Source organism: Roseibacillus persicicus (genome assembly GCF_014651675.1).
GTDB classification, from domain to species: domain Bacteria; phylum Verrucomicrobiota; class Verrucomicrobiia; order Verrucomicrobiales; family Akkermansiaceae; genus Roseibacillus; species Roseibacillus persicicus.
The window spans coordinates 180,787-194,380 of sequence record NZ_BMXI01000003.1 but is presented as its reverse complement, the minus strand read 5'-3'; the positions used below and the strand labels follow the sequence as shown (position 1 = coordinate 194,380).

The window sequence follows — 13,594 nt, the reverse complement described above, 5'->3', positions numbered from 1 at the left end:
AATTCGCTATACGTCTTTCGGCAAGTGTTTGATTGGATTTGTTTTTCGACCCAAGGTGTCGCAAATTGTGGTCCTTATGCTCAAGCTGTCATCTTACATTTCCCTGACGGGAATTTTGTTCTCTTCCCCCCTGGTTGTTGCCGACGTTCCTGCCGACGAATACTTCCGGGTCGAGACTTTGGCGGAAGGTTTTGTCGATGCAATGGAGATAGCGGTCTTGCCGACGGGGGATGTTTTCATTGCAGAGCGAACAGGCGCGCTGAAGTGGTATAGTCCCAAGAGTGGCGAGACCAAGGTGGTGGAAGAGTTTGAAGTTTCGGTGAAGCAAGGAGGCAAGTCGCGCGAGACGGGCTTGCTGGGAGTGACCGCTGACCCAAACTTTATGAAGAACGGGTGGGTTTACTGCTTCTACTCACCAGTTAAGCCCGAAGTGCATCGCCTATCCCGCTTCACGTTCAAGCAAGGGAAATTGAGTGATGAAAGAATGATGCTGGAGGTTCCCCAGAGCCGGGAAGAAGGGGTTTGCCACGAGGGCGGGTCCTTGGCTTTTGATAGCAAAGGAAATCTCTTTCTCTCGCTGGGAGATAACACCAACCCCTTCAAATCCGGCGGCTATGCGCCCTTGGATGAGCGAAAAGGGAACGAGTCGATCAACTCCCAGCGGACTGCGGGAAATACCAACGACTTGCGCGGCAAGGTATTGCGTATCCGTCCTACTCCTGATGGCAAATACGCGATACCCGAGGGCAACCTCTTCCCCAAAGGGCAAAAAGGAACCCGCCCTGAAATCTATGCCATGGGTTGTCGCAATCCGTGGCGGATCGGGGTCGACCAGCGCACTGACACTCTCTACTGGGGCGATGTGGGCCCAGATGCGCGCAAGGCAGGCAAAAGAGGCCCCAATGGATATTGTGAGATCAATCAGGCAGCTACTGCTGGGTACTATGGTTGGCCCTACTTCGTCGCGGACAACAAGGCCTATGCTCGTTTCGACTTTGCCACCGAAGAGGTGGGGGAAAAATTCGATCCGGAAAAACCAGTCAACGAATCCCGCCTCAATACCGGTCTGAAGGAACTCCCCGCCGCGCGCGAGCCCTTCTGGTTCGCTCCCCGTTCCTCTTATTGTGCCGGTCCAGTCTATCACTATGACGACTATCCCGAGTCTGACGCAAAGTTGCCTCGGGAGCTGGATGGTTGTTTGATTACTTATGATTGGAACAATGGTCACATGCAGTTGAGCAAGGTGGCCGACGATGGCTCTCTCGAGTGGAAGAAGGACTGGCTCCACAGCAAGAAATTTGTCCATCCCTCCGACGTCGAGATGGGGCCGGACGGTGCCATGTATGTCCTCGAATACAGCTCGGTCTGGTATGATGGCACTGATGGAAAATTAAAGAAGGTGACCTTCGGAAGCGAGCCCCAGGACAGCGTCACAGAGGAGGCCGATCCACGTTTGAAGGGGATCGATCCCAAGCATCCCGGTTACGCTCTTTTGGGTGAGGCGATTTGTTTGTCCTGTCACCAGACAGAAGTGAAGTCCGTGGGGCCGCGCTACCTCGATGTTGCCATGCGCTATCGCGATGATGAAAACGCCTCCCAGCTTCTCGCCGAAAAGATCATCAAGGGGGGCGTGGGAGTCTGGGGGGAAGTTCCCATGCCGCCCAACCCTCAATACAACGAGGAGCAGGTCAGCCAAATGGTAGACGCAATTCTCTCTCTCGCCCCGGAAGGGCACAAGGAATAGCGGCCGAAACTTCTAGCCCGAAATTTTGGACAGCTTGGCCTTTTCAGCGAGTCTGAGCGCGGCATCGCAGGCGGCGTAGAGAGAGGTCACTTGCGCAGTCCCTTGCCAGGCGAGGTCATAGGCCGTGCCATGGTCGACCGAGGTGCGGATGAAGGGGAGGCCGAGGGTGACGTTGACGGCCTCGTCGAAGGCGAGGGTCTTGAGGGGAATGAGTCCCTGGTCGTGATACATTGCAATGTAGCCGTCGATGTCCTTGCGCAGGACGGGGATGAAGGCGGTGTCGGCGGACATCGGTCCTACAAGGTTGATGCCTTCCGCTCGCAAAATTTCCATCGCCGGTTCGATGAGGCGGGCTTCTTCATCGCCAAAGAGACCATTCTCTCCCGCATGGGGATTGAGGCCCAGCACTGCGATGCGCGGCGGACTGGCTGTCGCTCGCCAGAGAGGCAAGGCGGCGGCAGTGAGGCGGGTCACCTCGCAAATTCGTTCGATGGTCAGTTGGGCCGCGACTTCCGAAATGGCAATGTGGGTGGTGACCAAAGTGGCGGTGACCTCGGGAGCGGTCAGCATCATGGCATGACGGCTCGCGCCCGAGCGTTCGACGAGAATCTCGGTGTGACCATCGTAAAGGTGTCCGCCCATGTGGAGAGCCTCCTTGGAGAGTGGACAGGTGACCACGGCATCGAACTTTCCTGCCAAGGTCAGATCAATTGCTTCGGTGAACCAGTGATAGGCGGCTTGTCCGGAAAGCGAATTAGGTGCGCCGGGTTGCAAGCCGGAGAGCCCGTCGAGCGGTAGATCCAGGATGGCCGGCCCCTCGGGTGGGTTGGCGAGGAATTCCTCCTTGCTCACCACGGGCGCGTCGCAGGGAAGGCCCGTCGCGGCGGACACCCGTCGCAAAAGCTCGGCGCTCCCCACAAGAATGGGAACTGTGCCCGCGAGCGGTTTGGCAAGGACTTGGAGCGCGAGTTCTGGTCCGACTCCGGCAGGGTCTCCGATGGTGAGGGCGAGTTTCATACGGCAAGGCTATCGAGGCATTCGTTGGTGTGCGCGGTGATTTGCTCCACCAGGATATCAAGGAAATCGCAGGCGTGTTTTTCTGCTATCAGAGCGTGGGTGGTAGGCAAGGATTCCTCGCGAAGCTTTTCCAGATATTCGCTCACGAGCGGGAGGACCCGCTTGGGTTTCAGTTTGCTTTCCGCAGCCAAGGTCTCCCATTGACGGCGGTCGATTTTGTGCAAGTGGTAAGTGTGCCCATACTTCATCGCCATTTTCGTTTTCCGGGATTTGGGGTCGCGGTAGGGGAGGTAACTCGCCAAATCGTAGAGCGGTGCGAGTCGAAGAAATCCGCCCGGGGCATGGAGGATGGAATAATTCTTGGCATGGGCATCCGTTCCCGCGATCGCCCAATTCAGGGCCAAGGCTTGGAGAAAGTGATTGATGTCGGTCTCCGCAGACGAGGAATAGGTGCTCAGAAGGGAGATGACTTGATTGGGGGTAGGACCTCCTTGATTCTGGTATTTGTTCTCCGGATCGATCGCGAGTGCCTGGCAAAAATCCTCCTGATGAATCCGCGTGACCGTTCCATCGCGCAGCCTCTGTCGATCATATCGCTCCACACAGATGATTTCCTCCACGCCGATTGTTGTTAGAAAACTCTTTGCGGTGGGGAGGCCCGACCCTTTGGCAAGCGCAAGACAGGTGTGTTCGTTGAGAGAGTGGTTTTCGTATTCGCGCAGTTGAGGCTTGAGGATGTGGGTGGTCGGAATGTTTCCCAGCGGGCGGTGCCATTGGTCCTCCTTGAGGTGAAGGGCGTCTTTGGTTTGAGCCCCAGCCAAACTAAAATGGCCTTCGGAGTCGAAGAGCGGGATGGCTTGCTCCTGCATCCTGAGGTCGCTGATTCGTTTCTCGAGTTGCTCGTCGTTGAGTGGAATCAATTGGTCCAATTTGCCGCTTAAAATCAGCTCTGTCCTTTCGGGGCGCACAAATTGAAGGGCTCCGGCGCAATCTTCTCCCACGTTTTCTAACAAGCCAAAAGGATTGCGGGGAGAGACGTGAAATCGCTTCCCCCAAGAGGCTAAAATTTCGGGATTGTCGGGGAGAAGGCCTTTGAGAAAATGGCGAATGGTTTCATCCGAATCACTACTCTGCTGAAGGGAGAGCGAAGCCGGAAAGAATTGCTCCGACCGGAACCAGTCGTCTTGATAAACCCAGTTGAGTTTGTCTCTCTGACGCTCGTATTGCAGTCGCGCAACCTCATCGCCCTGATAAAGAATGACCAGCTCCGACTTCATGGTGAGAGAACCTCATCGAGAGGATTTTTAGGAAGAGAGGTAATCTGGACCCCAAGATTGAGCGCGGTCAGCGTCCTTAGAAGGAGGTCTAGCTGGGGATTGTTTTTGCCCTTCTCGACTGCGATGATCCACTCGCGCCCGACCATCGCCTTGTCCGCCAATTGTTGTTGAGTCCACTGTCGCTGACGCCTTTCGCGGTGGATGAGTTGCCCGATTTGCTCGGAAGTTCGAATTCTCATGAAAAGAGAATAACATGTTGGCGATTGAACACAAAGGGTAAAAAGTGGTCGATTGGCCTCTTTGTGGGGGATGTGGGCGTTTGGCTACATTGAATGCGGCAGTTTCCGACGGAATATGGGGTTTTCAGATGGGCTCTGGCGGGGCAAGTTGGGGGCTTGAAGAACCAGTTCTATCGCGAGTTTGACCGGGAACGCCTGTCGGGGAAGTCCTCGGGGGAGGATTATCGCAGCACGTTCCAGATCGACCGCGACCGCGTGCTGCACACTCCGGCCTTTCGCTCGTTGCAGAGCAAGACCCAGGTGTTCTGGAGCGGGGAGTATGATTTCTACCGCACCCGGCTGACTCACTCGCTGGAGGTAGCGCAGATTGGACGGGGGATTTGCGACTGGTTGCAGAAGTCCAGCGAGGCTCTCTCGGATGACTTTTATATTGATGCCGATTTAGTTGAAGCGGTTTGTTTGTCCCACGACTTGGGTCATCCTCCCTTTGGCCATGCGGGTGAGCGTTCGCTCAATCACTTCATGCGCGACTATGGCGGCTTCGAGGGCAATGCCCAGACCCTGCGCTTGCTGACCGAGCGCATCTTTAGCGAAAAGCGCATGGGGATGGATCCTTCGCGGGCATTCTTGGATGGAGTGCTCAAATACAAATCGCTCTGGAGCGAGCTTTCTCAAGGCGACGAGCGGCCCGAGCATCACTTTGTCTACGACCAGCAAAGCCACTATCTCGATTTCGTGATGGGGGGGCGCGACTTTCCCGTCGAGCTAACCGTTGGCAAAGAGCGTAACGGGTTTAAGTCCGTCGAATGCGCCATCATGGACTGGGCCGACGACACTGCCTACTCACTCAACGACCTCGCGGACGCGACTCGCGCCGGTTTTCTGACGGTGGAAAAACTCGAAGCTTGGGCGGACAAGAACAGTCTGGAAACCTCGGACAACACCCCGCTTGGGGACCTCAAGAATGCGATGCGACGTGGCCGGGTGGACTCCTTTGCGGGAGCTCGCATCGGGACTTATATCAAGTCCGCGAGTCTCATCGAGACCACCAACTTCATGAGCGCGGAGTCCAACCGGTATCGTTTCGGGGTGGCCACCACCGAGGAGGTGCGGGCGGAGAGCGCTCTCTTCAAGAAGCTCGCCTTCGAGGTCGTCTTCCTCTCTCCCGAGCTCAAGCAACTCGAGCACAAGGGGAGCTACGTCCTGCGGAAATTATGGGAGCTGTTAGAGACGCGCTACGTGCGTGGCGAGAGTATCGATGGGCAAGCCTTCCCAATTTTGCGCGAAGCGGACGAAGCTGAGATCGCGGCCGCTCCCAATGAAGCCGCCCGCGCGCGACTGATCTGCGATTTCCTGGCGGGGATGACGGATGGCTCAACCGTGCGGATGTATCGTCGCTTGTTCGAGCCTGGCTTTGGGTCAATCGGCGACTTGGTCTGAGTCCAGCGAACGCAGACCTGTTAGAAAGGCCTTTCCCAACTGCATCTGCCCCTTGCTATCGTAGTGGACGGTGTCTTTGAGGAGGGAAAAACCGTCGGTGGAGACCATGCGTGCCATCGGGATGGCCTCGGGCGTTCCGGAATTCTGATCGGAATGGGCCATTTGCTGGCGAACTTCATCGCGATGGGTAAAGCGAGCCAAGGCAGGTTCATGCGGGAGAACCTGTCCAAAGACGAGGGGCAGCTTGTCCGTCAAGCCGAGGTCTGCTTGCAGACGATCACGCAAGAGTGCGAGATTCTGGGCATAGCTGGTTGCTGATGTCTCGTGCTTGCTATCTTGTTCGCCTTGCATCCAAAAGAACCCTGCTACCACAGGTTCGTCTCCCGCCGCCTTCACCGCAGCGAGTCCGTCACGAAATTCCTGAAGCATATTCTGGTAGAGAGCCCCTTGCTTCGGATCCTCGGCGGTGAGTCCGGGAAAAAAATTACGTCGCCCCCCTTGTACTGGTTCGCCCAGCCATTTGTTCCCATCCCAGCCGGGGTGCAAAGGCATGCCGCCAAGTGCGTATTTGATGAAGACCGCGGGCTTTTCGCTCTCAGTCAGCTGGAGCGCCATGCCGAGCTCCGGTCCAAAGCGTTTCACATTTCCAGCTGTCGCGATTTTTCCCGGTTGATATGGAACCAAGCCTTTTTTCGAGTGGAATTGGCAGCCTGGAATCTCGTTAGGGTACTCACCCTCAATGGTCCCGAGAGTTCCGGAACCTTGCATGTTGGACTGACCGCCCAAAAGATAGACCTTCACCGGTTCGGCGAAGGAATCCGAAACTCCGAAAAGAAGGAAACTGAGAAAGAGGCTGCGCATGTCGGCTAGAAAACGCGTGCCAGGGTCAAAACCTTTCTCTCTGTAAAAAATGGAATCTCCCGACGCCACCACGACCAAATGATGACGCCGGAAGATTGCCTGCGGAAATGGGTTTTTCAGCGAAAACGAACCAAATTAATTCATTTTCTACCTAACAGGGGACGAAGAATTCCGCCTCTTGGCAATGGAAAAATGAACCAGTTTCATTAAGAGAAGGCGAAATATAAAGGTCTGGAGCCTCTTTGTGAAAAAATTTCTGCTTTAAAACGATACCTTGCATTGAAAGATACCGTCCGGTAAAGAGTAGAAGGAACAGGCAATGGAAGATTTCTTTGACAATTGGACGGTGCAGGTGCGCAAGGGCGTACTGGAGCTGTTCATCCTGACCGCGTTGCAGAGTCGCGAGCGCTATGGCTATGAGTTGGTCAAAGGCTTGGTTGCCGTGCCGGGTGTCGATGTGGCGGAGGGCTCCATCTATCCCTTGCTTTCCCGGCTCAAGCGACAGGGGTTCGTGGAGACCAGATTGGTGGAAAGCGAGTCCGGGCCGGCGCGCAAATATTATGCCCTCACTGAACCAGGCCGGAAAAAGGCCCAGGCGATGCGCGTCTACTTCGACGGCTTGGTGGCGGGATTGGAACTTTTGGAAGAAGGAGATAAGCAATGAGAGAGGAACTGAAATGGAGTGGCTTGGAGTGGACCGCGACTGCGCGCGAGCGTTGGGACCGGTTCTTGAACGCACGCGTAAAGGCCGACTGTTTGGGTGAAGAAGGAGGCACCGATTTGCGCGAGGACCTCACCCTCCATTTGTTAGAAGAGTTGGCTGGAGAAGGTAGCCGCATGGTCACGCATTCGCGCGTAGATTTGGCGATTGCTCGATTGGGGGGAATGCCGGAGACCGATTCGACAGAGGACTTCGCATCCTATCCGAAAAAGTCCAGAGCCCTGGCCCACGGTGCGCTCTCGGCTTTCACGGTTCTTTTTGGAGTGGTCTTCCCATTGGGTGTTTTCGGGTTGGAGCTCTTGACCGGGTTCTGTGGTTCCGTCTTTTTCGACCCCCTCGGGACTTGGTGGCATGTTCTTTTGGTCGCGTTCGTCGTCGCCTCCAATTGGTGGCTCATGTCCAAGCGTTCGCGTGAGGTGGAGCCCAGATGGCGGGCGTTGTCGGCGGGGGCTTCCCTGGGGATTAGTGCCTTTTACGCCCTTCTTTTTGTTCCTTTGGTTCCTATTTCCTTCATGGCCTTGTTAGCTTTTGGAATGGGGCTGATTTCGCTCACTCCCGTTCTCAGTTTCATGGCAACTCGGCGAATCACTCGCCGGCAGAGCGGATGGGGAACTGCGGAATGGAAGACCTGGTGGAAGCGGGGGTTGTTCGGAGCGATTGCGATGATACTGATTCTCGAGGTTCCCTCCCTCTGGACCCGGGTGGCCTTGGAGCGCTCGCTGAGTCAGAAGGAATCAGTGTCCCAAAGTGGAGTGTCGCAACTGCGTCTTTGGCATAGCGAAAAAACCTTGCTGCGCGCGTGTTACGAGGGCAATCGCGGCACGACGATGTCGACCGATATCTCCGGTTGGCTGATGGATGGCTGGCAGTTGATGCTCCCTTTTCTATGGCAGGAGCCGTTCCGGGATTTCGACAGTGGCGAGGTTCGTTCGGTCTTTTATCGGGTGACGGGAAAGCAGTTCAATGCGGTCCCGCCTCCTAAGTTTGTGGCCAAGGCCTCCTTCATGGGAGCCGATCGGGGCGACTGGAGCGAGTTCCAATGGGATGAGCACCTCGGAGGGGAAGAGGTCGCGGTGCGGATCAGCGGGCTGGACCTCGTGGACTCGCGAATGGACGGCCACCTCGATGGCAATTCCGCGCTGGCCTATCAGGAGTGGACCTTGGTTTTCCGCAATAAAAATCGCAATGCCCAAGAGGCCCGCATGCAAGTGCTTCTTCCCGAGGAGGGGGTGGTTTCGCGGGTCACACTTTGGGTCAATGGCGAACCTCGGGAGGCCGCCTTTGCCAGCAAGTCCCAAGTGCGTGCCGCTTATCAATCGGTGGCTGTGGTGCAGCAACGCGATCCCGTTCTGGTGACTGCCAGCGGACCGGGCCGGGTGTTGGTGCAATGTTTTCCCGTCCCGCCCAACGGAGGTGAGATCAAGATTCGCATCGGAATGACGGCACCCTTGCACCAGGGCAAAGTGGCTATGCCCATGCTGTTAGAGCGGAACTTTGGAATCGAGCCCGACCTCGAGACCGCGGTTTGGGTGCAAGCGCCTGATCCATTTTCTTATCAAGGAAAGACCGCCTCCCATCGCGATGGACCGGGGCAGAGTCTCCAGCTGCGTCTGACTTCTGATTCCTTTCTCAAGGAAGGAGCCTTTCTCACGACCGCGAAGTCTCCCGCTCCCGTAGTCTGGTGTCGCGACCCGTTTGCCTTGCAAGGGGAGGAGCAGCTCACTCGGCAATGGGTGGAGGATCAGGAGCCGGCTTTGAAGCAATGCATCGTGGTGGTGGATGGCTCGGTCAGTGTGGGACCTTTTGCGGAAAAGCTCACGGCGCTGCTTGAGAGTCTGGGGGAGGGAGTCACCACCGTCATTGCTGACGATGGGGTCAATCTCGACGGGCTGGCCAAGTATCGCTTCCGAGGTGGCCGCGACAATGGGCCGGCATTGGAATGGGCTCTGCGCAAGGCGCGCGAGGCGGAAGAGAGCGCGGTGGTCTGGCTGCATGGGCCCCAGCCTATGAGCAGCGCCTCCGAGGAATCTTTTGCTCAGCTGTTAGAGAGAGGGTGGGAGGAAGTTCCGCTCTATTCCGTGGCGCTTCGGCCCGGGGGAAATCGTCTTTTGGAAAAGCTTCATCGCTTCCGGTGTGTGCAGACCGGACCACGCTTGTCCGGTGGCTTGGACGATCTGCAATCTTGGTTGACCCAGTTGGTGAAAGGCGGTCCTAGGACCACTGCCGAATGGAGCCGTGAAGCGATCAATTCGAACCCCGAGAACATCGCCGGGGTCAAGGTGTGGGATCAGCTGGCCCGCTATTGGGCGGCCGAAAAAGTCCGCACGGGTTCCCGCCAGCAGACGGCTGATCGCGACTCCATCGCCTTCGCCGCCGAATATCAATTGGTCACCGCTTATTCGGGAGCTGTCGTCCTCGAGACCGCTCAGCAGTTTGAAGACCACGGGCTCGAACCAGTTGATCCCAGCACCACCCCCAAGGTGCCCAGCACCCCGGAACCCGGAACGTGGCTGCTTCTCCTAATCGGCGGAACCATGGCCGCAACCCGCCGTCGCCGGTCCGGAAGTTAACCTTCCGGAGTCAAGCCCACCACCAGATCCCACTGGGCGACCAGTTCGTTGGTTTCGCTTTTGGGTAGCGCTTGAAAGTCGACGGTCACCAGCTTCTGTCCCGCTTCGCCGAGACGACGATAGATGCCGTCCTTCTCATTCTGTTTTTCGCCCATAATGTAGGCTTGCGAGGTGAGGACTCGCTTGCCCTTCTGGCTGACGGCGACATGAATATGCGGGGTGCGGCCGGGGTAGGGCACGGGCTTGACGGTGCGGAAATAGTAGCGTCCCTGCGAGTCTGTTAGAAAGCGACCGTAACCTTGGAACTGCTTGTCCTGGTTCTCCTTGGGAGCCTGGCTGTGGAGGTAGACTCCGTTGCCATCGACTTGCCAAATCTCCACCAAGGCATTTCTAACAGGGTTTCCCTTCACGTCGCAAACGACGCCCGAAAGATGGGTCACTTGTCCCACCGCTGGCGTCAGAGAATCGTTGATGATGATCAGATCGTTGTCGGTATCCAGGGGCAGCTTGTCCGGAAAAAAGGGGCCCTCGGTCTGACGTGGGGTTAGTTGCAAAGCTTCCGCGAAGGCGCCCGGAGTGAGAAAGGCGCTGGCCCCCAGCCCAATGCCAGTCAAGAAACGGCGGCGATCCCAGGATGAAATGGTGCAGTTCGAAGGCGCTTTCATTGGGATAAGGTAGCATTGCGGGTAGCCTTTAGCGAGTGCTCAGATTGCACCTTGTGGGTTGTAAACCTGCACTCGGTTCGGCTTTGGAAAGCGCTAGGAACGACTCTTGGTCGCGAGTTTCAAGTCGGCGACGAAACGGGCCATTTCCTCTTCGGTTTGGGTCTTGTCTTTGAGTCTTAGGAGATAACTGGGATGGACGGTCGCGACAACGGTGGGAGCCAGAGGGGTGAGTTCTTTCACCAAGCCGCGCTGCTTTAGAATTTGAAAGCTAGGGTCGATCAAGGCTTGGGCCGCGGTGGAGCCAAGGAGAACGATCACTTCTGGTTGGACCTTGAGGATCTCCGCCAGCACCCAAGGCTTGCAGCGATGAATCTCTTCCGCACTGGCGCGCTCGTGGAGGCGGCGGCCCTGCGACTTGAATTTGAAATGCTTCACGGTGTTCGTGAGGTAGAGGTCCTCGCGCTTCAAACCGGCCTGGAGTAAGGCCTGATCCAAGAGTTGTCCGGCAGGACCAACGAAGGGCCGTCCGGCAATATCTTCCTGATCGCCCGGCTGCTCACCAATCAGCATGACTCGTGCACTGGGAGGGCCTTCTCCGAAAACCGTTTGGGTAGCGGCTTCATAGAGCGGGCAATAACGACAAGCGGTAGCCTCGGCATCCAGCTGAGCCATCGAGAGTTCCGCGACTTTGGCCAAAGCCTCTTCAGGAGCCAAGCCCAGCTCGTCGGTGTCGGGGTGTTGGGCTCCGGTCGGTACCTTCGCCGATACATGCTTGCGTGTCGTGTTCGGTCCATCTTCAACCATCTTCATTGCCCGTTGAGAGGCCGACGAGGTCAGGTCGGCGATGAGGGGAGCTTCGGGCAAATTCTTCCAATACTTTTTTGGCATTTCGCTCTGCATGGCCTTTAGCTTGAGCCGCGCAGGATTGAAGATGCTGGCATAGTAGGTCCGCCAATAGTCCTCCAGCTCATCGTCCTGAGGAGCCTGCGAGGCTTCAACGCCTTGCGTAAACTCCAGTCTCTCACCATCCCAATGGGCGCAACGGTCGGGGGTGAGGATGGACCAGTCGAAGGAGGCAAAGCGCTTGGCAAAGAAGGGTGCGGTCAACTCGACAATGAAGTGCTCGGGCTCGAACCAAGCCACGAACTGTTCCCGGCCATTCTCCTCCAGCTCCCCAATTTTGCGAAAGCGGACGAAGGCCTTCATCTTGTGACGGTCGCGACTCACTGCTTTGGATAGTTCTGTTAGACGCCGGGTCAGGGGGTCGGTCGAGACCCGCAGCAGCTGCCGTTCGCGGTCCAAGGTGATGCGATGTACGGCTTGATAGAGGAGGGACCAACGTTCCGGATCGCGATTGCAGGCCACCATTTCCGCCAGATCCAAAAAGGACTTGGGAATGTTTAGCTGGGGAAGGATGCGGGGGTCGTAGTGGCTGAGTTCCTCGCCCTTTGCTGTCGGAGCGGGAGTGGCTTTCACATCGTCTGTTAGGAAAAGGGAGGGAGACTGTGAGCCGTCTTCAAAGAGTATCTCGGCGGGGGAAATTCCCTTCAGCAGCAATTCCCGCGCAGCCTCCCGCCAACTGGCGAGGGTGGGGGAGATGGTGATGGTCTGCATGTGGGATTGGTGGAAAGCCGCCCCAAGGTTCCTTCACTTTGCCACTTTCGCAAGGAGGAGCTTTGAGCAATCCCGCGCCTGCTATCAGGGTAAATTCCCATCATCGAGGAGACAATCATCAGCCTCTCACGCGTTTCACGGGAAACCCGGTCGCAATGAACGAAGAGAATCCCTATTTGCCTCCCGTCCCCGATCTCGATGAAGGTCGACCTTCTTGTCCGAAATGTTCGGCTCAAATGGAATCTGGAGAGTTCCGTTCCTTCTCCCGCATTCGTTGGGCCTCCGAGAAGGTTGAGCGCTGGCGAATGCTGGTGCTGGGCGGAAAGGATATCGCAAAAGCCCGCTCGAGCATCAGCTGCCGCTATCAGGCCCATCATTGTCCCCGCTGCCGATTGTATCTCTTCGACGAGCCTGAGAAGCACTTTTGACAAAAAAGGGAGAAAGCACTCGGTTTTCCGACAAGACGTGAAAGCGGGGCTCTGGTAACTCTCAGAGTAGAACATATGAGTGACCCCATTTTCCAAGGATGTATTCCAGCCCTAATGACGCCTTGCAACGAGGCTGGCGAAATCAACTACGACGCCCTCGTGGCGACTGCCAAGGACCTCATCGCCCAGGGAATGCGGGCGGTGGTCTATTGTGGATCGATGGGGGACTGGCCTTTGTTGACTGATGCGCAGCGTCAGGAAGGGGTTCGTCGCTTGGTGGAAGCGGGTGTTCCCGTGGTGGTTGGAACGGGAGCGCAGAACTCCAAGCTGGCTGCCGAGCACGCGGCCCACGCCAAGGAAGTGGGGGCCCACGGCCTGATGGTCATTCCCCGGGTTCTTTCCCGAGGAGCTTCACCCGCTGCGCAGAAAGAGCACTTCCGCGCGATTCTGCAGGCGGGAGGCGATTTGCCGGCGGTCATCTATAATAGCCCCTACTATGGTTTCGAGACCAAGGCTGACCTCTTTTTCGCCTTGCGGGCGGAGTTCCCGAGCCTGGTTGGATTCAAGGAGTTTGGCGGAGCAAAGTCACTGAGTTATGCGGCTGAGTTCATCACCAGCGGTGATCCTGAACTCACGCTGATGGCTGGGGTTGATACTCAGGTCTATCACGGGTTCGTCAATTGCGGGGCCAAAGGAGCGATCACCGGGGTCGGCAACGCTTTGCCCAAAGAGATTCTTCGTTTTGTCGCGCTTTGCGAAGCGGCCGCCAAAGGCGACGGGCAGGCGCGCAAGTGGGCCCAGGAGCTTTCGGAAGCGCTCACCGTGCTTTCGACTTTTGACGAACAGCCCGACCTCGTTCTTCATTACAAGGAACTGATGGTGCTTGAGGGTCACGAAGAATACCGCCACCAAATCTATGGCACTGATCAGCTGAGTGATAGCCAGCGTGAGTATTTGCACACCCAGTGGCAACTCTTCCGCAATTGGTGGAGCCAGTGGGATGGAAAAGGCAACTAGC

Annotated in this window: 12 protein-coding genes; 6 read left to right on the top strand and 6 right to left on the bottom strand. The window is 56.9% G+C overall.

Annotated elements, in window-relative coordinates:
• Window positions 1-76: 76 nt before the first annotated feature.
• Window positions 77-1,744, top strand: coding sequence for a PQQ-dependent sugar dehydrogenase (locus tag IE099_RS04820; protein ID WP_189567837.1), 1,668 nt, complete (start codon window positions 77-79; stop codon window positions 1,742-1,744).
• A gap of 12 nt (window positions 1,745-1,756) precedes the next feature.
• On the opposite strand, the gene pdxA is transcribed toward IE099_RS04820, so the two are convergent.
• The 3 genes from pdxA to IE099_RS04805 are packed head-to-tail and all read right to left on the bottom strand — an operon-like array spanning window position 1,757 to window position 4,277.
• Entirely contained in the window at window positions 1,757-2,761 is a 1,005-nt protein-coding gene (gene pdxA / locus IE099_RS04815) for a 4-hydroxythreonine-4-phosphate dehydrogenase PdxA (RefSeq protein WP_189567835.1), read from the bottom strand.
• Window positions 2,758-4,038, bottom strand: coding sequence for a HipA domain-containing protein (locus IE099_RS04810; protein WP_189567833.1), 1,281 nt, complete (start codon window positions 4,036-4,038; stop codon window positions 2,758-2,760). Before IE099_RS04810 ends, pdxA begins: the two co-directional genes overlap by 4 nt.
• The gene (locus IE099_RS04805) at window positions 4,035-4,277 is read right to left on the bottom strand and encodes a helix-turn-helix domain-containing protein (protein ID WP_189567831.1); all 243 of its coding nucleotides are present in this window, start codon (window positions 4,275-4,277) and stop codon (window positions 4,035-4,037) included. The genes IE099_RS04810 and IE099_RS04805 overlap by 4 nt, the downstream gene beginning before the upstream one ends.
• 156 nt (window positions 4,278-4,433) lie before the next feature.
• On the opposite strand from IE099_RS04805, the gene dgt reads away from it, so the two are divergent.
• Window positions 4,434-5,717, top strand: coding sequence for a dGTP triphosphohydrolase (gene dgt, locus IE099_RS04800; protein ID WP_189567828.1), 1,284 nt, complete (start codon window positions 4,434-4,436; stop codon window positions 5,715-5,717).
• Here the strand turns inward: dgt and IE099_RS04795 are convergent.
• Complete coding sequence (locus IE099_RS04795; protein WP_189567826.1) at window positions 5,697-6,578, bottom strand: sialate O-acetylesterase; 882 nt, start codon at window positions 6,576-6,578, stop codon at window positions 5,697-5,699. The genes dgt and IE099_RS04795 overlap by 21 nt on opposite strands.
• Window positions 6,579-6,897: 319 nt before the next feature.
• Here IE099_RS04795 and IE099_RS04790 point away from each other — a divergent pair, with 319 nt between their 5' ends.
• A complete protein-coding gene (locus tag IE099_RS04790; RefSeq protein ID WP_189567824.1) occupies window positions 6,898-7,242 on the top strand; it encodes a PadR family transcriptional regulator in 345 nt (114 codons plus the stop codon).
• Window positions 7,239-9,869, top strand: coding sequence for a VIT domain-containing protein (locus IE099_RS04785; RefSeq protein ID WP_189567823.1), 2,631 nt, complete (start codon window positions 7,239-7,241; stop codon window positions 9,867-9,869). Before IE099_RS04790 ends, IE099_RS04785 begins: the two co-directional genes overlap by 4 nt.
• Here the strand turns inward: IE099_RS04785 and IE099_RS04780 are convergent.
• Both IE099_RS04780 and IE099_RS04775 read right to left on the bottom strand, forming a co-directional pair.
• Entirely contained in the window at window positions 9,866-10,534 is a 669-nt protein-coding gene (locus IE099_RS04780) for a dioxygenase family protein (RefSeq protein ID WP_189567820.1), read from the bottom strand. The genes IE099_RS04785 and IE099_RS04780 overlap by 4 nt on opposite strands.
• A 93-nt stretch (window positions 10,535-10,627) precedes the next feature.
• On the bottom strand, window positions 10,628-12,148 hold the full coding sequence (locus IE099_RS04775; RefSeq protein WP_189567818.1) for a UdgX family uracil-DNA binding protein: 1,521 nt from the start codon (window positions 12,146-12,148) through the stop codon (window positions 10,628-10,630).
• Window positions 12,149-12,303: 155 nt separating this feature from the next.
• Between IE099_RS04775 and IE099_RS04770 the strand changes: the two genes are divergently transcribed.
• The gene (locus IE099_RS04770) at window positions 12,304-12,576 is read left to right on the top strand and encodes a PF20097 family protein (protein ID WP_189567816.1); all 273 of its coding nucleotides are present in this window, start codon (window positions 12,304-12,306) and stop codon (window positions 12,574-12,576) included.
• Between the two features lie 75 nt (window positions 12,577-12,651).
• On the top strand, window positions 12,652-13,593 hold the full coding sequence (locus tag IE099_RS04765; protein ID WP_189567814.1) for a dihydrodipicolinate synthase family protein: 942 nt from the start codon (window positions 12,652-12,654) through the stop codon (window positions 13,591-13,593).
• The last annotated feature ends 1 nt before the right edge of the window (window position 13,594 follow it).

Excerpts from the sequence above, each read along its gene's own strand:
- IE099_RS04795 (WP_189567826.1), bottom strand. The coding sequence starts at position 6,578 with ATGCGCAGCCTCTTTCTCAGTTTCCTTCTTTTCGGAGTTTCGGATTCC.
- IE099_RS04805 (WP_189567831.1), bottom strand. The coding sequence starts at position 4,277 with ATGAGAATTCGAACTTCCGAGCAAATCGGGCAACTCATCCACCGCGAA.
- IE099_RS04780 (WP_189567820.1), bottom strand. The coding sequence starts at position 10,534 with ATGAAAGCGCCTTCGAACTGCACCATTTCATCCTGGGATCGCCGCCGT.
- IE099_RS04770 (WP_189567816.1), top strand. The coding sequence starts at position 12,304 with ATGAACGAAGAGAATCCCTATTTGCCTCCCGTCCCCGATCTCGATGAA.
- IE099_RS04820 (WP_189567837.1), top strand. The coding sequence starts at position 77 with ATGCTCAAGCTGTCATCTTACATTTCCCTGACGGGAATTTTGTTCTCT.
- IE099_RS04790 (WP_189567824.1), top strand. The coding sequence starts at position 6,898 with ATGGAAGATTTCTTTGACAATTGGACGGTGCAGGTGCGCAAGGGCGTA.
- IE099_RS04775 (WP_189567818.1), bottom strand. The coding sequence starts at position 12,148 with ATGCAGACCATCACCATCTCCCCCACCCTCGCCAGTTGGCGGGAGGCT.
- IE099_RS04765 (WP_189567814.1), top strand. The coding sequence starts at position 12,652 with ATGAGTGACCCCATTTTCCAAGGATGTATTCCAGCCCTAATGACGCCT.
- IE099_RS04785 (WP_189567823.1), top strand. The coding sequence starts at position 7,239 with ATGAGAGAGGAACTGAAATGGAGTGGCTTGGAGTGGACCGCGACTGCG.
- IE099_RS04810 (WP_189567833.1), bottom strand. The coding sequence starts at position 4,038 with ATGAAGTCGGAGCTGGTCATTCTTTATCAGGGCGATGAGGTTGCGCGA.
- pdxA (WP_189567835.1), bottom strand. The coding sequence starts at position 2,761 with ATGAAACTCGCCCTCACCATCGGAGACCCTGCCGGAGTCGGACCAGAA.